Annotated in this window: 21 protein-coding genes; 5 read left to right on the top strand and 16 right to left on the bottom strand. The window is 63.7% G+C overall.

What is annotated here, in order from left to right; genetic code table 11:
• Positions 1–60: 60 nt before the first annotated feature.
• The 8 genes from ACSSVG_RS15295 to ACSSVG_RS15260 form a co-directional block, all read right to left on the bottom strand.
• Positions 61–1,353, bottom strand: a complete 1,293-nt coding sequence (locus ACSSVG_RS15295) for an IniB N-terminal domain-containing protein (RefSeq protein WP_492415475.1) — start codon at positions 1,351–1,353, stop codon at positions 61–63.
• A 174-nt stretch (positions 1,354–1,527) separates the two neighbouring features.
• Positions 1,528–3,597, bottom strand: coding sequence for a LuxR C-terminal-related transcriptional regulator (locus ACSSVG_RS15290; RefSeq protein WP_492415473.1), 2,070 nt, complete (start codon positions 3,595–3,597; stop codon positions 1,528–1,530).
• 3 nt (positions 3,598–3,600) lie between these two features.
• Positions 3,601–5,583, bottom strand: a complete 1,983-nt coding sequence (locus ACSSVG_RS15285) for an Hsp70 family protein (RefSeq protein WP_492415471.1) — start codon at positions 5,581–5,583, stop codon at positions 3,601–3,603.
• 186 nt (positions 5,584–5,769) lie between these two features.
• Positions 5,770–6,837, bottom strand: a complete 1,068-nt coding sequence (ccsB, locus tag ACSSVG_RS15280; protein ID WP_231340777.1) for a c-type cytochrome biogenesis protein CcsB — start codon at positions 6,835–6,837, stop codon at positions 5,770–5,772.
• Complete coding sequence (resB, locus tag ACSSVG_RS15275) at positions 6,837–8,552, bottom strand: cytochrome c biogenesis protein ResB (RefSeq protein ID WP_492415469.1); 1,716 nt, start codon at positions 8,550–8,552, stop codon at positions 6,837–6,839. The genes ccsB and resB overlap by 1 nt, the downstream gene beginning before the upstream one ends.
• Positions 8,552–9,307 carry a cytochrome c biogenesis CcdA family protein gene (locus ACSSVG_RS15270; protein ID WP_492415467.1) on the bottom strand — a complete coding sequence of 252 codons (756 nt, stop codon included), beginning with the start codon at positions 9,305–9,307 and terminating at the stop codon, positions 8,552–8,554. The genes resB and ACSSVG_RS15270 overlap by 1 nt, the downstream gene beginning before the upstream one ends.
• 5 nt (positions 9,308–9,312) lie before the next feature.
• On the bottom strand, positions 9,313–9,918 hold the full coding sequence (locus ACSSVG_RS15265) for a TlpA family protein disulfide reductase (RefSeq protein WP_231340774.1): 606 nt from the start codon (positions 9,916–9,918) through the stop codon (positions 9,313–9,315).
• Positions 9,919–9,920: 2 nt separating this feature from the next.
• On the bottom strand, positions 9,921–10,586 hold the full coding sequence (locus ACSSVG_RS15260; RefSeq protein ID WP_231340773.1) for a histidine phosphatase family protein: 666 nt from the start codon (positions 10,584–10,586) through the stop codon (positions 9,921–9,923).
• 208 nt (positions 10,587–10,794) lie between these two features.
• Here ACSSVG_RS15260 and ACSSVG_RS15255 point away from each other — a divergent pair, with 208 nt between their 5' ends.
• The 3 genes from ACSSVG_RS15255 (at position 10,795) to ACSSVG_RS15245 (ending at position 13,275) form a co-directional block, all read left to right on the top strand.
• Complete coding sequence (locus ACSSVG_RS15255) at positions 10,795–11,346, top strand: YceI family protein (RefSeq protein WP_231340783.1); 552 nt, start codon at positions 10,795–10,797, stop codon at positions 11,344–11,346.
• A gap of 178 nt (positions 11,347–11,524) precedes the next feature.
• Positions 11,525–12,223 (top strand): hypothetical protein, encoded by a 699-nt coding sequence (locus tag ACSSVG_RS15250; RefSeq protein WP_492415465.1) that lies wholly within the window; start codon positions 11,525–11,527, stop codon positions 12,221–12,223.
• Between the two features lie 263 nt (positions 12,224–12,486).
• Positions 12,487–13,275: a hypothetical protein gene (locus tag ACSSVG_RS15245; protein ID WP_492415463.1), complete on the top strand. Its 789-nt coding sequence runs from the start codon at positions 12,487–12,489 to the stop codon at positions 13,273–13,275.
• A 47-nt stretch (positions 13,276–13,322) separates the two neighbouring features.
• Here the strand turns inward: ACSSVG_RS15245 and ACSSVG_RS15240 are convergent, their stop codons facing one another.
• Together ACSSVG_RS15240 and ACSSVG_RS15235 are read right to left on the bottom strand one after the other, a co-directional pair.
• The gene (locus tag ACSSVG_RS15240) at positions 13,323–14,030 is read right to left on the bottom strand and encodes a redox-sensing transcriptional repressor Rex (RefSeq protein ID WP_141281215.1); all 708 of its coding nucleotides are present in this window, start codon (positions 14,028–14,030) and stop codon (positions 13,323–13,325) included.
• Positions 14,031–14,106: 76 nt separating this feature from the next.
• A complete protein-coding gene (locus tag ACSSVG_RS15235; RefSeq protein WP_159707209.1) occupies positions 14,107–14,361 on the bottom strand; it encodes a glutaredoxin family protein in 255 nt (84 codons plus the stop codon).
• A 76-nt stretch (positions 14,362–14,437) separates the two neighbouring features.
• On the opposite strand from ACSSVG_RS15235, the gene ACSSVG_RS15230 reads away from it, so the two are divergent.
• On the top strand, positions 14,438–15,256 hold the full coding sequence (locus ACSSVG_RS15230; protein ID WP_231340770.1) for an HAD family hydrolase: 819 nt from the start codon (positions 14,438–14,440) through the stop codon (positions 15,254–15,256).
• A gap of 210 nt (positions 15,257–15,466) precedes the next feature.
• Positions 15,467–16,429, top strand: a complete 963-nt coding sequence (locus tag ACSSVG_RS15225) for a DUF559 domain-containing protein (RefSeq protein ID WP_492415460.1) — start codon at positions 15,467–15,469, stop codon at positions 16,427–16,429.
• 154 nt (positions 16,430–16,583) lie between these two features.
• Here the strand turns inward: ACSSVG_RS15225 and ACSSVG_RS15220 are convergent, their stop codons facing one another.
• The 6 genes from ACSSVG_RS15220 to ACSSVG_RS15195 all read right to left on the bottom strand — a co-directional run bounded on the left by ACSSVG_RS15220 (position 16,584) and on the right by ACSSVG_RS15195 (position 20,999).
• Positions 16,584–16,682: a 30S ribosomal protein bS22 gene (locus tag ACSSVG_RS15220; RefSeq protein ID WP_003792170.1), complete on the bottom strand. Its 99-nt coding sequence runs from the start codon at positions 16,680–16,682 to the stop codon at positions 16,584–16,586.
• A gap of 163 nt (positions 16,683–16,845) precedes the next feature.
• Positions 16,846–17,058 (bottom strand): helix-turn-helix domain-containing protein, encoded by a 213-nt coding sequence (locus ACSSVG_RS15215; protein ID WP_017199160.1) that lies wholly within the window; start codon positions 17,056–17,058, stop codon positions 16,846–16,848.
• A 140-nt stretch (positions 17,059–17,198) separates the two neighbouring features.
• A complete protein-coding gene (locus tag ACSSVG_RS15210) occupies positions 17,199–18,347 on the bottom strand; it encodes a 3-deoxy-7-phosphoheptulonate synthase (RefSeq protein ID WP_492415456.1) in 1,149 nt (382 codons plus the stop codon).
• Positions 18,348–18,567: 220 nt separating this feature from the next.
• Complete coding sequence (locus tag ACSSVG_RS15205) at positions 18,568–19,587, bottom strand: acetylxylan esterase (protein WP_231340767.1); 1,020 nt, start codon at positions 19,585–19,587, stop codon at positions 18,568–18,570.
• 51 nt (positions 19,588–19,638) lie between these two features.
• Positions 19,639–20,331 carry a DUF1961 family protein gene (locus ACSSVG_RS15200; RefSeq protein ID WP_231340766.1) on the bottom strand — a complete coding sequence of 231 codons (693 nt, stop codon included), beginning with the start codon at positions 20,329–20,331 and terminating at the stop codon, positions 19,639–19,641.
• On the bottom strand, positions 20,328–20,999 hold the full coding sequence (locus ACSSVG_RS15195) for a rhamnogalacturonan acetylesterase (RefSeq protein WP_492415454.1): 672 nt from the start codon (positions 20,997–20,999) through the stop codon (positions 20,328–20,330). The genes ACSSVG_RS15200 and ACSSVG_RS15195 overlap by 4 nt, the downstream gene beginning before the upstream one ends.
• Between the last annotated feature and the right edge of the window lie 20 nt (positions 21,000–21,019).

Raw genomic sequence — 21,019 nt, 5'->3', positions numbered from 1 at the left:
GCACTGCTGGGGGGCACTTCACGTCGCAGCTATCGCTGCTCCGTTTGGAGCTCTTGGGTGCTAGTCGATTTCAACGTCGTTGTCTGCCACGACGATCGAGTCGTCGATGTCGTTGTACTCGACGTCCACGTCTTCGACGTCCAGGTTGGTGGAGTTGTCGTACTCGAATTCGTTGTCCGCCACGACGATCGAATCGTTGATGACGTTCACATCATCCACTTCGACATTGGTGGAGTTATCCGGCGAGTACTCCAGGTCCAACTCGTTGTCCTGGACCACGACGGAGTCCTTGATGAGCTGAACATCTTCGACGTCCACATCGGTGGAGCTGTCGTTGAACGAGTCGGCCACGTTGACGGAGTTGTCCGAGTTGTCGGAGTTGTCCGAGTTGTCGGAGTTATCGGAGTTGTCGTTGAACGAATCGGAGATCGTCGTGGTGTGCGTCGAGTTGTCCGTCTCCTCGTTGAAGGAGTCCTCGATGTCCACATCGACATCAACATCGGTGTTGTAGGAGTCTTTGGTCACCGAGTGGTCGGAATTGTCATTGAAGGAGTCCTTGACCTCGATGTCCGTGTTGCCCGCCTCCAGATCCCCGTCGCCCGACTCACTGAGGTTCACCGAGTTATCTGTTGAGTGGTCATCGGTCGTGGTGGTATTGCCGGAGTCCTTCACGTCGTCGCCAGCGGCAATGGCACCGTCGCCCGAGGCGACCACTGCGTCCTGGTTGAAGAGCTGCGTGACGTCGCCGTCTGCCCAGATATTCTGGTTTACCGACTGATCGGTGATCGTGTCACGGTCGTCGATGTTGGTGGTGTACGAGTAGTTGTTCACCACGTGGACCAGTTGCTGAACGGCGTGGGCGTGGTCATCGCCGCCATCCCAGCCGCCGCCACCCCCGTGACCATGGTCGTCATCGTCGTCGTGGCCACCCCAGCCGCCGCCACCGCCGCCGCCATGGCCGTGATCGTCGTCGTGATCGTGATCGTCGCGATCGGGGCGTCCGCCACCCCCGCCGCCGCCGTGACCGTGGTCGTCGTCGTCATCGGGGCGTCCGCCACCCCCACCGCCGCCGTTGGGACGATCGTCGTCGTCCTGCCCACCCCAGGTGGCGCCGCCGCCAGTGGATCCGTGGTTGCCGCCGGTGTTGTATTCACGGTCGAACGACGAACGGGCGTTGATCGGTGCGTAGTCCAGGACCACGGGGCGAACAGCATCGACGTCGGCCGAGGAGACGTCGCGGAGGCCCGCTGCGGCGAGGGCAGCCTCGGGATCGCGGACAAAATCTTCGGCTGCGTCAGGATCGTTGAACAGGCTCATCAGGAACTGCACGAGCTGTTGTGCGAGTGTAGGCATTGGAGTGCTCCCTCAAATTCTGCGGTGGGTGGTAATTGGCCCGGCGCCTTTGCCGGGCTCCCATTCAACGTATTGCCGGGGTGGGGGTCCGGGCATCGGGGGTGGTCCCCCTGCCGCTTGCCCCACCGTTAGGGGATCGCGGGTTTTTCCGTTAGGGGGCGGAGGGGATACCGCCTAGGGAGGCGGGTGCCCCTCCCCCAACGCCAGGCGCAGGCGGACAAGGAGCTCCGAGCGGCTTTCAGCCCCCAATCGCCGGCGAATCCGGGCCACATGGTGTTCTGCGGTGCGTGGCGATATGTAGATCGCATCGCCAATTTCGCGGTAGGTCTTCCCTTCTAGGAGGAGGCGGCCCACTTCACGTTCCCTGGCACTCAGCCCGGATGGGTCCGTTGCGCCTTGGCCGACGCTTTCCGGAACAGGAGGGCCCGCAACATCATGGTGCGGATCCGCCAGGCGCTCCGATGGCCCGCCGGACGTGGCACTGTGGGGATGAAGATCCCTGGCACACGCCAGAAGCCTCACCATGTCGCGTCGTTCCTCCGCATGCGCCGCAGCATGGCCCGCCAGGCGGGCTCCTTCCCAGGGCATCCCGACGGCGGCCAAGCCACGGGCAGCAGTTTCGACGTCGGACGCTTCAAACCGACTGGCCAGAACCGAAACCCAGGCCTTTCCGCCCGCGGCGAGGACCGCAGCCACATGGCTGTGTTCGGAGGCGCGCACCAGCGCGGCCGCATGCGGGGCAAGCTCCGCGGGGCTCTCGCTCAGCAAAGCAGCCTGTACCGCAGCCCAGTGCAGGGGCACGGCCCACAGCGACGGGCTTCCCAGCCTGCCCAACAGCTCCCAGGCACCGTCCAAGTAGTGCGACACCCGACGCGTCTCCCGCAGCCGTGCGGCGCAAATCATCAACTCGCCCCACGGCAAAAGACTGAACAGATCCACGGACACATGCATCATGGCTTCGCGTGCCCTGTCCCACGCTAAAACCAGCTCGTGCACTTCGCTGCCCCGACGGGCGAGCCCCACATCCAGTGCCGCCAGCAGGAGCTCGTCCCGCGGCGCCAGTGGCCAATGGTTCGCCTTGACAGCTTCATTGATGGCCAACCGTGCTTCGTCAGCGTTGTCCTGCTGCATGGCGGTCCACGCCCGCAGGAGGAACAACCTGGGCCTGGCAGCATCCCCACCCTGCCCTGCGGCCAATGCTGCCGTGAGTACGTGGTCAGCCACTGCCGGCTCCCCACTATGAAGGGCACATAGCGCGGCCAGGGCGGCGGGGGTCTCCGGCACTGGAATCGCCGCGCCGGATGCGTTCATCATGTCCGATGCCCTGATGAGTTCCGGCAGCGCCATGTGAGGTGCCGGTCCAAGAGTTCGCCCCAGTCCCTCCTGGGTGAGCGACAAAGCCACCGCCAGGAGAGTCGGCGAACCGGACGGGGGCGCTGCGGCCAGGAGTTCCTCGGCCCTCACTGCATCGCCCGAGCCGATCATGGCTACCGCCGCGAGTGGCGCAGACCCGTCCATCCTGTCCGGCCCCAGCCAGTTGTAAGTATCAGCACCGCGGGCAAGCATGCCCCGTTGAGCCCATACCGCAGCAGCCACGTCCACACCCAAGCGGAGGTCAGGAGGCTCGGGCAAAGCGAGGAGACGGTCCACGATCCTGCCCGCTGCATCCAAGTCTCCTATTGCGGCGGCCGCCTGGGCCCTCCGTGCTGCGTTGGCGAGTTCGCTGTTCCCGGCCATAAGCGCCTCGGCGTAAAGATCCGCGGCCAGCCGCGGATCCGTATCCAAGACCCTGTTTGCAGACTCCTCCAGCTCTGCGGCAACACGGGAATCCTGCAAACCGCTCCTGGCGAGGTCGCGGGCCAAGTCCCCCAAAACCCGGCCCTCCGCCAGGATCTTGCCCACGAGTTCCCGCTGCAGCGCGCCAATGCGGGCAGTAGGGGCACCCTTCAGCAAGGCATACCGGACAGTGCCCACCACGGATCCGTCGGACATCAGAAGGCCGGCGTCCCTGGCTGAAGCGATGATCGAATCCAGCCCCGCATTGCCTTCAAGGCCGCTCGGCAACGGCCCAGGAAGGGTGAACCCCACAGACAGGGCAAGGAGCAACTCGCGGACGGCCGCGGAATCGCCTGTCAGTTCCGGAATACCGGGGGAATCTGCCTCAGGGTGGGAAGCAGGTTCCGTGAGCGGGTGATCGATTGACCCGGGCCGAAGGTGCCCGGGCTTATGGTCATGTCCCGTCATGGGCTAGACCGCCGAGAGTAGCGCTGGATCCGGAATCGGGCCAGTTTCCGTGGGCAGGGGTGCGGGGTCAAGCGTGGCAGGCGGGGTTGTGGGCTCCGACTGCGGCACTGTTGGCTCGGGAGCGGGCGGCGGAGGGTCCTGCGTGACCGTCGGCTCAGGCTGCGGCGCTGTTGGTTCGGGCGAGGGAGGGGGTGTCACCGGATCCGATGGGGTGGTAGGCGGTGTTGTCGGTTCGATGACCGGTGGCGGGGTTGTGGGTGGTGTTGTCGTCGGAGGCGGGGTAGGCCCGGTGGCGGCGCCACCTGTGGGAGCCGGCGTGGGTATGGTGGTCGCAGTGCCGGGGGTCGTAGGACTTCCGCCTGGCACGGCGGGAGTGGCAGTGCTGCCCGTTGAGGTGCCGGACGCCGGGCCGGCAGCCGATCCCGCGGCGGTCCCCGAACCAGTGCCCGCATTTGCGGTTCCTGACCGGGCCGGACTCTTACCTGTCGCGCTCCCGGCCCTCGTGACCCCGGCCCTGGCGCTGGCTTCAAGTCCCGCCGCCGGGTTGCCCACGGCTGGAGCCTCTCCAGCCTTCCCACCACCAGCACCGCTGCCTTGGCCCGTGGAAGCCCGGGTACCGCCGTCGCGCATGACATCGGCGGCCTGGTTGCCGAACATGGTTGCCAGCAGTCCACTGCCTCCAGGGCTCTGTGCCGCCGTTGCTGTAGCGATTGTCAGAACGGTTGCGGCGACTGCCGCTGCTGCCGCCATTCGGACACGGGGCCGTGGGGCGTGCCGGCCAGGCTTCGCGGGGACAGTTTTGAGGGCGCCCAGGGCCGGAGCCCGGGTAGCGACATGCGGCCTTTCCAGAGACATGCCATCCGCTATGCTGACGGACGCCGAGGCCGCCGCCTCCGCGGCGTCCGCTCCGGTTGAACCCAGGCCAGCCACCGCTGCACCAAGGCAGATGGAGGACTTGGGATCGGCGTCGACGGCGATTGGCCGGCCAAGTTCCACCGAAATCATCTCGGCCACGAGCGGAATACGCGAGGAGCCCCCGATCAGCAGAACAGCCCTCAAGTCCTGCGCGTCGACTTTGATGGCCCGCAGGCTGCGTTCCAATGACTCCACGGTGTCCCGGACAGGTTCCTCGATCATCGCTTCGAATTCGGCCCGGACCAGCCGGACGGACTGCTGGGTGCCGGGCAGGGTAACGGCCACGCTGGATTCAGTGTCCATGGACAGCGCTTCCTTGGCTTCCCTGCATTCCCGCTTCAAGCGGGAAAGGGCCGCCATCGTGTCCGGCGCCGTCGGGTCCACGTCCGCTGCGGCGCTGACGTGACCCATCACGTGACGCAGCACGGCGGCGTCGAAATCGGCGCCGCCAAGGGTTTCAATGCCGTCCGGACGGCCTAGTAGCTCAAAGTTTCCGGCTCCGGCTTTGCGGAGGATGGCGGTGTCGAAAGTACCGCCACCGAGGTCGTACACCGCGATGATGCTGCCGTCTTCCACCCGGGTTTGGGAGGCGTAGTGCAGGGCTGCTGCTTCCGGCTCGCTGATCAGGGTGATGTCCTGCAGGCCGGCCACGTTGAGCGCTGCGAGGACCGACGAGGTACGGTGCTGGCCCCAGGCCGCGGGGTGCGTCATGATGATCGACGACGGCGCCGCCCCCTCACGCTCCTGCGCCCTGTCCAGCACCCAGCGGGCCATGGTGGCGTACACGTCCTCCGCAGCAAGCCACCGCTCGCCGACAGCCAGGGGGACGGAATCTCCGATCCGGCGTTTGAACTCACGCACCATGTGCTGGGGATCGTCCAGGCCCCGGCGTTCGGCCGCTTCACCTACCAGCACACGGCCGTCGTCGGCGTAGAACAACACAGAGGGCACGGCGCTGCCATGCAATCCCAACGGGAGGATTTCCGGTGTAGGGGTTGGACTCTGATCAGGCTTAACCAGGGCTGCTGCGGTAAAACTTGTCCCGACGTCAATGGCGAGAACATAGCTCATGGGTACCTCGAAAGAACACTGCGCGTCGCTAGCGGGCTGCATCACAAGCGGGTTCTGAACAAGGTAGCACCTGCCTTGGGCAGGCAACAGGCTTGTTTAGTGCACCGTTTTGTTGTTTTCCGAGACCCGGGCCCGAACCGGGGACAACGCCCCTGCTCAGGCCCGGAGTGGGACCCAACCCTCGGTTTAGAGCCCGGAGTAGGAATGCAGGCCGTTGAAGACCGTGTTCACCAGCGTGAAGTTGATGATGACGCAGGCGTAGCCAACAATCGACAACCACGCCGCACGGGTTCCAGTCCACCCACGGGTTGCCCGCGCGTGCAGGTAGCCCGCGTAGACCACCCAGATCACGAACGTCCATACTTCCTTGGGGTCCCAGCCCCAGAACCGTCCCCAGGCCTTCTCGGCCCAGATGGCGCCGAACATGAGGGTGAAGGTCCAGCCGATGAAGGCGATGGCGTTGATCCGGTAGGACAGGTTTTCCAGGCTCAGCGCGTTCGGAACGATGCGCATGAAGCCGAGCTTGTCTGCACGGCCCGCGGCCAGGTTCTTCTGCCGGTGCGACTGGACCAGCTGCAGTGCGGACATGGCGAACGTCAAGGTGAACAGGGCGGAAGAAAGTACTGCGATGGAAACGTGGATGATCAGCCAGTAGCTCTGCAGGGCCGGCACCAGGTGGCCCACGGGAGTCCAGAAAGCAGCCGAGGCCGCCACGAGCATGATGATGGCCAGCCCGATCACGAACGTGCCCAGGAAGCGCAGGTCACGGCGGATGAGGACGATCAGGAACACGGCTACAGCAACGAAGGCACCGGTGGTGAGGAACTCGTACATGTTGCCCCACGGCACACGACCCGCGCCGAAAGCACGGGTGACCACACCCGCGCCGTGGATCAGGACGCCCAGGACCGTCAGTGCAACGGCAACGCGGGCCGGGGCGCGCCGTTCGCCGGCGTACTTCATGTCGCCGGCGGCGGTGCCGCCCTCAACGGTGAGGCCCGACGTCGGACGCTCTGCACGGCCAGCCGGCCCACCGGCGTCGGGACCGCCCAAGCCTCCGCCAATGCGACCTGCGGAGACGGCAACCTTCTCGCTGGCGGAGCTGGCTGCGGCCTTCAGGTCCACTGCCCGGAGCATTTTGCTGCTTTTCGCCAGGTCCCAGGCAAACGCGATGAAGGCCACGGTGTACGTGCCGGCGGCCAACAGCATGAACAGCTCGCTGTACTGGCCCAGGGTTTCGTTGATGACGGGCATTACTGGTCCTTCGAGGTTGAGGAAGATCCTGCTGTAGTTGTTGCGGTGTCCTGCGTCTCCGGGACGTTCCATTCCCGGGCAAAGATCTCGCGAAGTGCCGCGGCTTCGCCGGCCAGACGGTGGTCTTCACCGCGGGCCAGCAGACCGTATTCCACCATGGTGCGGCCGTCCGCATGGGTTCCGGTGCGGACCCAGACACGTCGGCGGTTGATGTAGAGCGACATGACCAGGCCGGCAACCGCGAGGAAACCGAAGATCAACGCGTACAGCTGGCCGGGGTTGTGGTGGATGTCCACGCCGATGTACTTCTTGACGCCATCAAACGTGATGCTGCCCTTGCCTTCGGGCAGGTTGGCCGTTGCACCCGGAGTCAGGGTGATACCGCCGGCCGCTAGGTCGCGGCCGTTGAGCTGCTTGAGGTCCTTGACGTCCAGTTCAAACACGTTCTGGGGCACGCCCTTGTCAAGGCCAAGGTCACCGTAGAACGAGTTCAGGCTTAGCTGGGGGTTGATGAGTTCCGGGGCGCCACTGAAGGAAATGCCGTCCTCGGTGACGAACGCCGTGGGAAGGAAGAAGCCGACAAATCCGAGCTGCTCCGGCTTGGCGTCCGGGACCTTGATGACCACCGAAGAGTAGTAGTTGTCACCTTGGACCTTGGCCGTGACGGGCCCCTGGAAGGAGACGTTCCCCTCGCCGTCGCGGACGGTCACCATGGGAGCGTAGCCGTTACCGGTGAGGTAAAGGCTGGTACCGCCAAGTGAAACGGGATCGTTGACCTTCAGGGTCTCCTTCTTGGCCGGCGCATCCGGGTTTTCCTTGGTAGTGACTTCGGCCGTGTAGTCGATCGGCTGGCCGGCCTTGCCCGGCGATTCGCGGTCGAACCTGGCCTCGAACTTATCCAACTGCATCGAGTAGGGCTGGAGCGAACTGCTCTGGAAGTTGGTGCCAGGCGTGAATTGGTCGTAGCCCACCAACGTGTTGACGAACGTGTCGCCCTCCACCAGGATGCGCTGGCCGCTGTACCCGAAGAGACCGCCGATGGCCACTGACACCAGCACGCCGATCAGGGAGGTGTGGAACACCAGGTTGCCCACTTCCTTCAGGAAGCCGCGCTCGGCACCCAAGGACGGCAGGGCGCCGTCGACGTCCCTGACCTCAACACGGTAGCCGCGCTTCTTGAGCAGCCCGGCGGCATCGTTGATGGCCTTCGACGCCGGGACCCCGGCGTCGGCGGGCAGCTCCAGCGTGCCGTACTCCGGCAGGCGCGAAAGGCGCTTGGGGGTGCGCGGCGGCTGGGACTTCATGGCCTTGTAATGGGCGATCGCGCGCGGAGTGACGCAGCCAATCAGCGAGACAAACAGCAGGATGTAGATGGCCGAGAACCAGGCCGACGAATACACGTCGTACAGCTGCAAGGCATCGAGCAGCTCGCCGTAGGACGGGTTGTCCTTGATGTACTGCGTGACCACTGACGGATTCGCGGGCCGTTGCGGGAACAGGGAACCCGGTACGGCGCCAACGGCGAGCAGGAGAAGGAGGAACAGCGCCGTGCGCATGCTGGTCAGCTGGGTCCAGGCCCACCGCAGCATGCCCACGACACCGAGCGCGGGAAGCGCGGCCTCGGACTTGGCCTGCTGGAGTTTTCCTTCCGCTGTGTTTCCGGGCGTGCTTTCAGCGGACGGTGACTTCTTCTTGGCTTTCACGGACTCGCTCATCAGATCGGCAACTTCACATCGTTTTGGAACCAGTACTGCAATTCGGTCACCCAGGTTCCCCACACACCGGTGGCCATCAGGATGCCGAGCAAAATCAGGATGCCTCCGCCGATCCGCTGGATGGCCAGCCGGTGCTTGCGGAAGAAGGACATGACTCCCATGCCCCGGCGGACGGCCAGCGCGATCAGGAGGAACGGAATGCCCAGGCCAAGGCTATAGACGAACGCCAGGAGTGCGCCCTTGGCAGCAGAGGAACCACCGGACAGGCTCAGCAACTGTACCGCGGAGTACGTCGGACCAATACAAGGCGCCCAGCCCAATCCGAAAGTGAGTCCAAGCAGCGGCGCACCCCACAGTCCCGCCGGGGGTTTTGCATGGATCTTCGCGTCACGCTGCAACCAGCCGAAGCCGCCCATGAAGACCACGCCCATGATGATCACCAGGACGCCGAGCAGTTGCGTGATCCAGGCATTCTGCGGACCGGTCAGGAGCGTCCCAAGCTGGCCGAAAGCCCCGCCCAGGAGAACAAAAATCACCGAGAATCCAAGGACGAACAACCCGATGCCGGCCAGCATGCGGCCCCGCCGCTGCTTTTCAAGGTCGACGCCGGTCAGTCCAGTGACGTAGCCAAGGTAACCCGGGACGAGCGGCAGCACGCAGGGCGAAAGGAACGAGACCAGCCCGGCCAGCAATGCCACTGGCACGGCCAGCAGCAGTGATCCGTTGAGGATCGTCTCGGCGAAGGGACTGTTCATGGGTGCTACTCGGCCACTGCGGAGGTGATGAGGGCTTTCAGGGTGCTCTTCTCGATCTCGCCGAGCACGCGGGAGGCAACCTTGCCTTCCTTGTCCAGGACCAGGGTTGTGGGCACGGCGCCCGGGGGCACGATGCCGGACACGGACAGGAGCACAGCCCCGTCCTTGTCGTTGAAACTTGGGTAGGTGATGTTGAAGGTCTTGTCGAAGGCATCGGCTGTGGCTTGTTCATCCCGCAGGTTGACGCCGAAGAACTGGACGCCCTGGTCCTTGAAGTCCTGGTGCAGGGCTTCAAGCTGGGGCGCTTCGATGCGGCACGGGGCGCAGGCGGCGAACCAGAAATTCAGGACAGTGACTTTGCCCTGGAGGTCCTCGGGCTTCACTGTTTCGCCGTTAAAGAGGGTGCCTTTCAATGCCACGGGCGCTGCACGGTCAGCCTTGGCGAACTCCGTCACCGAACCATCGCCGGCCACATAATTCTTGTTGTCGCCTGCCTTGGCTTGCTTTGCCAGCGAGTCTTCCTGGGCGCAGGCGGACAGGCCCATGGTCAGTCCTGCGAGGAGGACGCCGCCGGCGGTCAGCACGCCGCGTCGTGAGAGATTGTTATCCATGCTTATGCTCCCGGTGTGCTCGCCGCGCCGGGGAGCAGGACAGCAGCAGGCTCACTGTACTCAACGCGGATGATCTTGCCGTCATCGTCCAACGTGAGGGAAGTAAGGGACGTCAGGGTGCACTCGCGCTTGCGGGGGTCATGCGCCAAGCGGCGTCCCTCCGCCGTCAACCGGGTGGACCAGATGGGCAGTTGGTGGCTGACCAGGATGGCTTCGGCGCCGTCGCCGCCCAGCTCGATTGCCTTGACGCGGGCGTCCTCAACTGCGGCGAGCACGCGGGCAGCCTGTTCCTTGTAGGGCTCTCCCCAGGAAGGCCGCAGTGGATTGCGGAAGTAGAACCAGTGCTTGGGCTTCAGGAACTCACTTTTGGTGGGATGGAGTCCTTGGAAATGGTTCTCGGCCTCGATGATTCGCGGCTCGGTGGTGATCTCCAGGTTCAGTGCCTCGGCTGTGGGCATCGCCGTTTCCTGGGCCCGTGTCAGAGGCGACGCGACCAGGTGCACGATCTTGGCGCCCTGGCTGGCGCGGGCCGCGAAGTGATCGGCCAGCATGCGGGCCATCTCCCGGCCGCGTTCGGAGAGGTGGAATTCCGGCAGCCGTCCGTACAGGACGCCGTCGGGATTATGGACCTCGCCATGGCGAAGCAGATGGACAGTTGCTTGGGGCATGTTTACCAGTTTCTCAAAGAAGCGGGGCGATCCGAAATCTTCTACCGCTAGTAGAACTCAAAGTTTTTCCGAAATGTTCCCCGGAGTTGGAATAAAAGATGCATATGCATGTTTATACTAGACACGAAGCTCGGTTGACGCTTCAAGCAATCGGCGTCAACCAGGCAAGCACGCAGTACCTTCCACTAGACATAGGAGCAACACCATGATGACTCTCCCCGCCACCGTCACCACCGGCACCTGGACCCTCGACGCTTCCCACAGCGAGATCGGCTTCACCGTCCGCCACGCAGGTATCAGCAAGGTCCGCGGCCAGTTCAAGGACGCTTCGGCCACCCTCGAGGTTGGCGAAGCCCTCACCGACTCCAAGGTCAGCGCCACCATCCAGACCGCCAGCTTCGACTCCGGCGACGTCAACCGTGACGGCCACGTCAAGGGCGAAGACTTCTTCGACGTGGAGAAGTTCCCGGAGATCACCTTCGTGTCCCGCCACGTCAAGGCCAACGGCAACAGCTTCGACCTCGTGGGCGATCTCACAATCAAGGGCGTGACCAAGGAAGTTTCCATCGAGACCGAATTCAACGGCGTTGCCGTGGATCCGTTCGGCAACACCCGCGCCGGCGTTTCCGGTGAAACCACCATCAGCCGCAAGGACTTCGGCCTCACCTGGAACGCCGTCCTCGAAGCCGGCGGCGTGCTGGTCAGCGACAAGGTAGTCATCAACCTGGAACTCGCTTTCATCGCTCCCGCTGCTGCATAGTCCCAGCCTTCGCCCGAAGGCAGCCAAACGGCGCCGTCCACAGTTTCCGGCTGTGGGCGGCGCCGTTTTGCTATACACGGAAGTCACCCCGCAATTGTTCGGCAAACAGCCTGTATTAACCTGCGAGTTGGCTGCGAAGTTCCTATGCAACCTTCAACCTGCGGTCTACAGTGATGCCATGAGTACCCCAGACGAAGCACCACAGCCACAGCAGCCCGGCTCCCAGCCTCCGCAGCCCGGCAATGTTCCTCCTGCGGGTTACCAGCCTCCGCAGGGCTACCAGCCACCCCAGGGTTACCAGCCGCCGTCGCAACCGGGCCAGTATTCACAGCCCGCGCCGCCGCCGCCCGGCCCCGGCCAGCCTGCCCCAGGGCAGCCCGGTTTCCACTTCGAAATGCCCACCGACGGGCCCCGCAACTTCAACGACGTCATGCCCCAGGGCGGATTCTCGGGAATGTTCAAAACCCAGGGCCTTCCAACGGAACTGAAGGTCTCCTACTTCATCTGGGTGATCTCCGGACTCCTGGGCCTGCTGTTCGGGCTTATTGGATTCTTCGCCGTCATCGCCGCCTTCGCGTTCGCTCCGGCCATCGCAGCCTTGGCACTGGTCCTGCTCCTGCTCGCTTTGGCCGTGGCCGCAGCCCAGGTGGTCCTGGCCATGAAGATGAAGGAGGGCAAGGAGTGGGCACGCCTGGCATTGACCATAGTGGCCGCTGTCTCCCTGCTGCTCGCCATCTTTGGAGCGGCAAACGGCAGTGGATCGGGCATGGGACTGGGTGGAAACTGGTTCGGCTTCCTCGTCAGCGCAGTAGCCGTTGTCCTCATGTGGCTCCCGAATTCCCAGCTCTGGTTCAAGGCAGTAAAAGGTCACGCTTAGCGCTGGCTGAACTGCCGCCGTCGTTCCCTGAACGGCGGGCATGTGAGCAGAAGGCCGCGGCGAATCCCTGGTGGATTCCCGCGGCCTTCATCATGAAGGCGTAAGCCAACATGATGATTTTTGCTGTGAGCCTCAAATACCTGCGTGTGATCGACTGCAGCGTCAGACCCGGGAGGTACGGTGGAAGCAGAACCACGCTGGGGGCAGGGTCATTTTGCTGATCCCGGCGGCCGCACCAGCAGTCGAACAAGCAAAGGAATGCCATGAGCACCCCTCCGTACCCGCCGTCAAACCCAGGCGATGCCAACCAGCCAGAGCAGCCAGGCGGCCAGCCCGCTGCGCCGCAGTACGGCCAGCAGTCACCCGCGGCACCGCAGTACGGCCAACAGTCGCCCGCCGCGCCGCAGTACGGCCAGCAGTCACCCACCGCACCGCAGTACGGCCAGCAGTCACCCGCCGCACCGCAGTACGGCCAGCAGTCACCCGCCGCACCGCAGTACGGCCAGCAGTCACCCGCCGCACCGCAGTACGGCCAGGCGCCCGGCGCCCCGCAGTACGGCCAGGACACCAACTGGCCAAGCCAGCAGCCCGGCCCCACCACTGTGCCGCAGATGGTCAACATCGCTTTCTGGCTGATCGTCGGAGCCGGAGCGATTTGGCTCATCTCCATCCTCATTGGCATGGCGGCCCTGAGCGATCCCACGATGCGCAGCATGGTGGAAGACCAGATGGCTGCCGGCGGTGCTGCGGACGTCAGGTTCGAAGACGTCCAGGGCTTCATTATCGGAGTCATGGTGGTAGTGGGGATCATCGGTGCGGGCCTCTACGCACTCGTGGCCATCAACGTCCGCAAGGGCCGGAACTGGGCCCGGATCCTTGGAACGATCCTCGCCGCGCTCTCCATTTTCGCCCTCTTCCCGTTGAGCCTCGCGACGCTCTCCGCACTCCTGGGAATCGCCGCAATCGTCCTGCTGTACCTGCCGGCGTCGGCTCCTTACTTCCGTAAGGCCCAGCCGTTCGGCAACGCATACCAGAACCCTTACGGCCGCTAAAGACGCGGGAATCCAAGCACTAAACTCGGGCGCGGACCCGGCGAAGGCTAAACAGCCTGGCCCGGTGTCTGCGCCCGTTGTGCGTGGTAGGCCAGAATCTGGAGCTCGGTGGCCATGTCCACCTTGCGGAGGTTCACATGCGGTGGAACCTGCAGCAGGACTGGAGCGAAGCTGAGGATGCTCCGAATTCCGGCGGCAATCACGCGGTCGCACACAGCCTGGGCCACCGTGGCAGGCAACGCCAGCACCACCATATTCGTGTGGGTACGCTCCAGGACCCGTTCGAGTTCGGCTGAGTCGCTGACTCGCAGCCAGCCCACTTCATTACCAATCACCATGGGATCGGCGTCGAAGATGGCTACGACGTCAAAGCCCCGGGATTCGAAGCCGCCGTACCGTGCCAGTGCCTTGCCGAGGTTACCGGCACCGACGATCGCGACCTTCCAGTCGTGCGTCAGGCCAAGCGCGGCCGCTATGTGGCGACTCAGGTACTGGACCTCGTAACCAACACCCCGGGTTCCATAGGAGCCCACGTAGGAGAGGTCCTTGCGGAGAGTGGATGAGCTGACGCCCGAGGCCTCAGCCAGCGCTTCGGAAGAAACCCGTTCCACGCCCTCGGCCAAAAGAGAGTTGAGCGCGCGCAAATAGAGGGTCATCCGGGCCACAGCCGCGGGCGGGATCTGCTTGGCGGCAGGTTCGTTGTCCCCGGTTGTTGCTTCCGGTGACGGTTCCAGCGCAGTCACGGTATTCTCCATTGCGTCGCTTTGTTGTTCCACTCTATGACCCCCGGCCGGACTCAACAAAAGCCGTTACTTACGGGTAACCGCACCCTCAGCCCTCCAGGACTTTCTTCAGGGTGCGGCTCAACCGCTGCTCATCGATCTTCCAAAAATCCCGTTGGACGCCATCCACCAGCACTACGGGAATCTCTTCGGCAAACCGTTCCTGCAGTTGGGGATCGTCGTCGATCCTTTGCTCCGTCCACTGCACACCCAGGCTTTTCGTTACACGTTCGACGGCGGCACGCGCCTCCGTGCAGAGGTGGCAGTCAGCTTTAGTGAGGAGGACGACGTCGGGAATAGCCATGGGATAACGGTAACCGCCCGGATCCCCTCCCGGGCGCCGTCAGCGCGAGGCGCCGGCGATTGACTAGACTCAAAGCATGCCCGAGGAGAAGAACGCCGCTGTGTTCGCGGATGCCAAAGTGCAGAAGCGTACTGGCGAAGCCGCATTCTTCGATGTCGACAACACGTTGATGAAGGGCGCGAGCCTCTTCCATGTGGCCCGCAAAATGTATGAGCGCAAGGCATTTACGCTCCCCCAAGCTGCTGGTTTCGCCTGGAAGCAGTTCAAATTCGTCATGCGCGGCGAAAACATGGAAGACGTCCACGCAGTGCGCGACTCCGCCCTTACCCTCGCCGCCGGCATCACCGTGGATGACATCAAGGCATTGGGCGAAGAGGTCTACGACGAAATGATCGAGTCGCGGATCTGGCCCGGAACCAAGGCCCTGGCGGAACAACACCTCAGGGTCGGCCGGAAGGTGTGGCTTGTGACGGCAACACCCATCGAGGTTGCCACGGTCATTTCCACACGGCTCGGCCTGACTGGCGCCCTTGGCACAGTGGGCGAAGTCGAAGACGGAATGTACACAGGGAAACTTGTGGGTGACATCCTGCACGGGCCCGCAAAAGCCGTCGCCGTTCAACTCGTCGCCGACCGGGAGGGCCTGGACCTGGAGCACTGCTGGGCCTACAGCGATTCAGCCAACGACATTCCGCTGCTGACCATGGTGGGGCACCCCGTAGTGATTAACCCGGATGCCAAGCTCCGCAGGCACGCCCGCGAGAACAACTGGCCCGTGTACGACTTCCGTTCCGGTCGCCGGGCAGCAACGCTGGGCCTCAAGGCCGCCACCGTCGGCGGAGCGATCTACGGTCTGTGGCGAGGATTCTCAAGGTTCCGCGGACCCCGCATCTGACCTCCTCTCACCAAACAGCCCCTCCCGGCCAACCCCCTCTCACCAAACAGCCCCTCCCGGCCAACCCCCTCTCACCAAACAGCCCCTCCCGGCCAACCCCCTCTCACCAAACAGCCCCTCCCGGCCAACCCCCTCTCACCGCATGAGTTCAGCCACAGCGCCTGTGGATAACTTCTGCACGTGCTGGGCTTCTTGGGCAACAATGCCCGTATGCAAAAACCGTCGCCCGTTCCTGCCTTGCTGGCTTCTGCCCCCTTCACCATTGACGAGGCCAAGGCTGCGGGCTTGGAGCATGCGCAGCTCCGGAATCGAAACTCATTCGAAAGTGTCAGCCAAGGAATCTACCGTCCCGCCAATTGGGACTTTGACCTGACGGAAGCTGCGCGATCCCTCTCAGCGGCGAGTCCTGGCGCATGGATCTCCCACGTGACCGCCGCCAGGATACACGGCCTTTTCCTCCCGCCGTGGCTGGCCGATTCACATGAACTGCACCTCAGTAAGCCAACGAAACTCCCCTCAGCGCGGCGACGAGGCATCATCGGACACACGGTGATCGTGGACGAATCCGAAATCGAGTTCAACCACGGCATGTGGATGAGCACCCGCTCCAGGACATGGCTGGACCTGGCACGCCGACTACCGTTGAAAGAGCTGGTCTGTGTAGGCGACCAAATCATTCGCACCCCTCGGCAAGAGTTCGAAGGACGCGAAACTCCGTTCAGTTCCATCGCGGCACTTCGGAAAATGCTTGACCGGCACAAGAACCTGCAAGGTGTGGTCCGGGCACGCGAAGCACTTGAACTGATGAGGGTCGGTGCTGACTCGGCGCCGGAGTCGATGCTTCGTCTGGCCATGCTCGACGCAGGCCTCGCAGAACCTGAGCTCCAGATACGGCTACGGGCGGACGACCCGTACTCTCCATCCGCGGACCTCGGCTTCCGCGTGCGGCGCCTGGCCATTCAGTACGACGGCGAACATCACCTTGAGGAGGAACAGTTCTTCAGCGATCGGCGCCGCGACAAAGCTTTCGCGGCGGCGGGCTGGACCGTTCTTGTCTTCGGAAAAGACGATCTGGCAGACGGATTCGCCAAGGCGATACTGCACATCAAGAGGGCCCTACGGAACGGCTGGATTGACCCGGCCGTGGAGTCGGGTTTCGCGCCGGGACGGTGAGAGAGGCTTCCGCCGAAAGGCCCGAAGGGTGAGAGAGCGCCAGCAGAAACCGTGCCGACGGTGAGAGGGGATCGGTGGTTGGGGGCGGGGTCCGGGATGCAAAAATGCCCGCCACCTCGAAAGGCAACGGGCATTCACGCTTGATGAAGTATCTCTACTTCTTATTGCGGCGCTGGTGGCGGGTCTTGCGAAGCAGCTTGCGGTGCTTCTTCTTGGCCATACGCTTGCGGCGCTTCTTAATAACTGAACCCACGAAAGTTCCTTACAAACTAGAAGTTCCTGTCTGTTGGAACAGATCCGCGGAAGCAGACAGTACAACTGACAGATTCTTACATTGACGTAAAACGTTCCTTAACAGAGTACCGCTTCAAAGGGGTACCCCATGACCACGGTCCGCTGGACGGACCCCGGCAGCCTCAGGCGGTCTCGGATTGTCCGTCAACCACAGCACCCTTGAGGTACTGGGCAACAGCCTCTTCAGGAACCCGGAAGGAACGGCCGAACCTTACGGCGGGCATTTCCCCTGAGTGGACCAGGCGATACACAGTCATTTTGGAAACACGCAGGACGTCGGCCACTTCAGCCACCGTCATGAAACGCGCATTCGAGAAGTTAGTCTCTGCGGACATTTCCCATATTCCTTTGCTCTCAGCCGGTAAGGACACCCCCAGTAGAACGGTGTGCCGATGCTGAGCCATCAAACAACCATGTGCTAGATACTCTAGAGGCTGATGGGGCCAATGTGAAAGTACTTTCGGAAAGTGGGACCCTACTCCTCCGTCGCTGCACGACGCTTCCGTGCCGACGCTGCGAGCTGTTCCAAGACCGACGCCGTGACGTCCCACTCCATGCAGGCGTCGGTGACGCTCTGGCCGTAAACGAGTTCCTGTTCGCCTGCCAATTGCTTGGCGGTGTCCAGGTTCTGCGCTCCTCCCACCAGGAAACTTTCCAGCATGACGCCGGCAATCGGCGAGGTCTCCCCCGTCTCGAGCTGCGCGCCGATTTCCAGCGCAACCTCGGCTTGGCGGTGGTGACTCTTGCCGCTGTTGGCGTGGCTGGCGTCCACGATCAAGCGCGGGTTCAGCCCCTTGGCAGCGAGCTTGGACGATGCAGCCGCGACGTCTTCCTGGGAGTAGTTGGGACCCTTGCGTCCGCCACGCAGGATCACGTGGGTGTCCGGGTTGCCGGACGTCGCCACGAGGGCCGCGCGGCCGTCGTCGTCGATTCCCAGGAAGGCCTGCTCAGCGGCGGACGCGCCACAAGCGTCGATGGCCACCTGCAGGTCTCCGTCGGTGCCGTTCTTGAAACCGATGGGCATGGACAGTCCGGAGGCGAGCTGGCGGTGGATCTGGCTTTCGGTGGTGCGCGCACCGATGGCACCCCAGGAGACCAGGTCAGCCATGTACTGAGGGCTGATCGGCTCAAGGAACTCGGTGGCCGTGGGCAGGCCCAGAGCGGTGACCTGCTTCAGGAAACCCCGGGCGGCGCGAAGACCAGCGGCGATGTCGTGGCTGCCGTCCAGGTGGGGATCGTTGATCAGGCCCTTCCAGCCGACGGTGGTGCGCGGCTTCTCGAAGTAGGTCCGCATAACGATCAGCAAGTCTTCCTTGTGCTTCTCCGCCTGGCTGACCAGTCGGCGGGCGTATTCCAGGCCGGCTTTGGGATCGTGGATGGAGCACGGGCCAACGATCACCAGAAGGCGGTCGTCCACGCCGTCCATGATGGCGCGGACCTGGTCACGGCCGCGGTCGACGACGGCCGCTGAGCGGGCGTCCAGCGGCAACTCTGCGATGAGGTCCTGGGGTGCCGGAAGCGGCTCGAAACGGGCAACCCGGAGGTTGGAGGTGCTGGGCTGGGCTGCTTGCCCGGAATCAGCGGAGTCGAGCGATTCGGTGGGTTCTGCGGCGATGCTGGTCATTTCTGGGTCCTGTTCCGGGATGCGGAGCGGGCCCCTTTTCAGAACCCGCCGGATATGGCGAAGGGCAGAGAATAATCTCTGCCCTGTTGGCTCTGAAGGAAAGTTGGATGCGTGTCAGTTAGACGCGGGCCCCTCCAGAGCCAACGAAAAATACGCATACCAACGGTTTGTCATAGCCACACCATAACCGCGGTTCTTCACAGCGGGCAAATCCTGTCCATCAAGATGACAACAGTTTGCGCAGGAACTGCAACTGCCGGATCCAGTGGTGCTCCTGGCCGCCTTCGTGGTTGTTGAAGCGGTACACCTCAATGTCCTTCTCGGGCGCGCTGCCCTTTTCGCGGGAGCCAATGCCGTAGTTGTTGTAGCTCGCGAACACGGTGGACGGAGGGCAGATGTCGTCCATCTGGGCAGCGGAGAACAGCGCGGGTACCGTTGCCGCACGGCCGAGGTGCACGCCGTCGAAGTAGTTCAGCACCGCCAGCATGGGCTGGTACTTGTCGCGATGCCGCCCCAGGAACCCGGCGATCTCCGGATACGGACCGCGCGGGGTGATGTCGATGGCGCGCGGGAAGTCCTGCAGGAACGGGACGTCGGGCAGCGCGGCGATGACGCCGTCGAGCCTTCCGGCCGTCAGCCCGGCGGCAGCAACTGTGATGCCGCCGCCCTGGCTCACGCCGGCCAGCACCACCTTGGCAGGGTCGACGGCGGGATGGCTCTGTGCCGCTTCCACCGCACGGAACGCGTCCACGTAGACGCGCCGGAAGTAGTAGTTGTCCTGGTGGTCGGCACCCCGGGTCATGAGCCCTGCATAGTTGACGCCACCTGCTGACGCATGCGGATCCGGCGTATCCCCCGAGACGCCGCCATAGCCCTGGCCCCGGGTGTCCATGATGAAGTGCGCGTAGCCCGCCTGGGCCCATCGGGTGTTCTGGTTCACCAGGCCCCGGCCGCCCGAGTAGCCAATGTACTCGACCACCACGGGAAGCCGCTGGCCTGCCTCCAGGTGTGCTGGCACGTGAAGCCAGCCCTTGATGCGGTCTCCGCCGAAGCCGGAGAAGGAGACGTCGAAGGTGTCGATCACTGAGAGGTAGTTATCCACGGGTTCGAACACGGCGTCCAGCGGAAGGGCCCTGGCCTCGGAGATGGTGCGGTCCCAAAAGGCGTCCAGATCTGCTGGTGGGACCGCGCTTGAGGTGTAGTCGCGGAGCTGCTCAAGGGGAAGGTCAAAGAGGGGCATGGGGACATCCTACGTCATGATTTCGTGTGCCCCGTCACAGGGCTCACATGGTCACAGGTTGCTGATGGACAGGTTGCGGTACGCGGCTTTCAGTGGAGCCATTTGGCGGATTCCGAAGTAGCCGCCGCCGAGTGGTTCTGCTGCGGGATCGGTCCATTCGAAGAGCCGCAAGTCATTGATGGCGAAGGCCACCCGAGGGCCGTCCTTGATCACTTCGATGCGATAGAAATCGTCGGCATCCCCGACGGGTGGAAGCGGGTCAGCTCCCTGCGCCACCAGCTCGAAGCCTGCGCTCTTGCGGAGATTGCAGGTTCGGAACGCGCGCTCGGAAGGGTGCTTGTGCCGGAAGTAGGAGATGTGCAGGGCGTCGATATCCCCCGAATGGTATTGCGGGTAGAAACCGGTGCGGGGAGCCAGGGACGCCGAGAACAGGTCCTCGCCTCCGTGACCGCGGGCTGCGAAGAACGCCATGGCCAGGCCGGGCTCCTCCAGCGGCAGGAACTCCCAGGTGATCCGCACATGATCGGGAAGTTCCTCCGGGCACCAGAGGGTCCAATGGGCCTGGTCGCCGTGCTCTTCCGCGTCGAGGGAACCCGACAACACCAGCGCTTTGGTTCCGTCATCCGCGAGCCCCAGCCCGCCGCCGTCGGCCGTTCCATGGTTGTACGTTCCGAAGTGAACCGGCCCTTCGGCCACCCAACCAGCCACATCCGAAGGACCCCGCAAGGCGTTGGAGTAGATCAATCGCGTACTCCCGCGCTGACCGTAGCCACCAGCCCGTAACCGAGGGATTCCAAATGCTCTGCCACGAACGCCGCGATCCGCCGGGCACCCTTTTCGTGGAAATGGGTGTTGTCCTCAAGCCCGCCGGCCCAGTGTGCGTGCTCGCCCGGAGCGAAGTGGAAGAAGAGCTCTTTGGAACCCTCCTCCCCCAGCTCCTGATAGAGGGAGCGCGTCCACTGGTTGAGGTCGATGACGTCCAGGCCGAGCTCCAAGCCAAGCTCCCGGACCACCACGGGGTAGTCCCCCAGCGTGACCTCAAGCTGCCCGTCCGCAAAGTGCCTGCGCTCAACCGAGGTACACAGGACGGGAATGCCGCCTTTGGCGCGAACCTCGGCGACCATCCGCCGGAGGTTGTCCGTGTAGCCCGTGCGCGCCGCGAGGTGCTCGCGTTTCTGATCGTTATGCCCAAACTGGATGAGGACCAGGTCCCCCTGAACCGTCTGGTTGATGAGCTGGTACCAAAGACCCTCCTCGCGGAACGACTCCGTGGTGGCGCCGCCTTTGGCAAAGTTGTGGACGGCAGCCCACCAGTAGGTCTCGGGCGCAAGATGGGCGCCCCAGCCGCTCATCGGATATTCGTAGCTGGGACAGGCGGCAACAGTGGAGTCGCCCGCAAGGAGGATTTTCATGGTTGTCCTTTCATCGGGAA

The organism is Paenarthrobacter sp. E2MeOHC11, assembly GCF_058744955.1.
Note: the sequence above shows the minus strand (reverse complement) of the source record. Positions and strands in the feature narration are given on the sequence as shown.

Bases quoted from the DNA above. Each gene is read 5' to 3' on its own strand.
- ACSSVG_RS15295 (WP_492415475.1), bottom strand. From the start codon at position 1,353: ATGCCTACACTCGCACAACAGCTCGTGCAGTTCCTGATGAGCCTGTTC.
- ACSSVG_RS15290 (WP_492415473.1), bottom strand. From the start codon at position 3,597: ATGACGGGACATGACCATAAGCCCGGGCACCTTCGGCCCGGGTCAATC.
- ACSSVG_RS15285 (WP_492415471.1), bottom strand. From the start codon at position 5,583: ATGAGCTATGTTCTCGCCATTGACGTCGGGACAAGTTTTACCGCAGCA.
- ccsB (WP_231340777.1), bottom strand. From the start codon at position 6,837: ATGCCCGTCATCAACGAAACCCTGGGCCAGTACAGCGAGCTGTTCATG.
- resB (WP_492415469.1), bottom strand. From the start codon at position 8,552: ATGAGCGAGTCCGTGAAAGCCAAGAAGAAGTCACCGTCCGCTGAAAGC.
- ACSSVG_RS15270 (WP_492415467.1), bottom strand. From the start codon at position 9,307: ATGAACAGTCCCTTCGCCGAGACGATCCTCAACGGATCACTGCTGCTG.
- ACSSVG_RS15265 (WP_231340774.1), bottom strand. From the start codon at position 9,918: ATGGATAACAATCTCTCACGACGCGGCGTGCTGACCGCCGGCGGCGTC.
- ACSSVG_RS15260 (WP_231340773.1), bottom strand. From the start codon at position 10,586: ATGCCCCAAGCAACTGTCCATCTGCTTCGCCATGGCGAGGTCCATAAT.
- ACSSVG_RS15255 (WP_231340783.1), top strand. From the start codon at position 10,795: ATGACTCTCCCCGCCACCGTCACCACCGGCACCTGGACCCTCGACGCT.
- ACSSVG_RS15250 (WP_492415465.1), top strand. From the start codon at position 11,525: ATGAGTACCCCAGACGAAGCACCACAGCCACAGCAGCCCGGCTCCCAG.
- ACSSVG_RS15245 (WP_492415463.1), top strand. From the start codon at position 12,487: ATGAGCACCCCTCCGTACCCGCCGTCAAACCCAGGCGATGCCAACCAG.
- ACSSVG_RS15240 (WP_141281215.1), bottom strand. From the start codon at position 14,030: ATGGAGAATACCGTGACTGCGCTGGAACCGTCACCGGAAGCAACAACC.
- ACSSVG_RS15235 (WP_159707209.1), bottom strand. From the start codon at position 14,361: ATGGCTATTCCCGACGTCGTCCTCCTCACTAAAGCTGACTGCCACCTC.
- ACSSVG_RS15230 (WP_231340770.1), top strand. From the start codon at position 14,438: ATGCCCGAGGAGAAGAACGCCGCTGTGTTCGCGGATGCCAAAGTGCAG.
- ACSSVG_RS15225 (WP_492415460.1), top strand. From the start codon at position 15,467: ATGCAAAAACCGTCGCCCGTTCCTGCCTTGCTGGCTTCTGCCCCCTTC.
- ACSSVG_RS15215 (WP_017199160.1), bottom strand. From the start codon at position 17,058: ATGTCCGCAGAGACTAACTTCTCGAATGCGCGTTTCATGACGGTGGCT.
- ACSSVG_RS15210 (WP_492415456.1), bottom strand. From the start codon at position 18,347: ATGACCAGCATCGCCGCAGAACCCACCGAATCGCTCGACTCCGCTGAT.
- ACSSVG_RS15205 (WP_231340767.1), bottom strand. From the start codon at position 19,587: ATGCCCCTCTTTGACCTTCCCCTTGAGCAGCTCCGCGACTACACCTCA.
- ACSSVG_RS15195 (WP_492415454.1), bottom strand. From the start codon at position 20,999: ATGAAAATCCTCCTTGCGGGCGACTCCACTGTTGCCGCCTGTCCCAGC.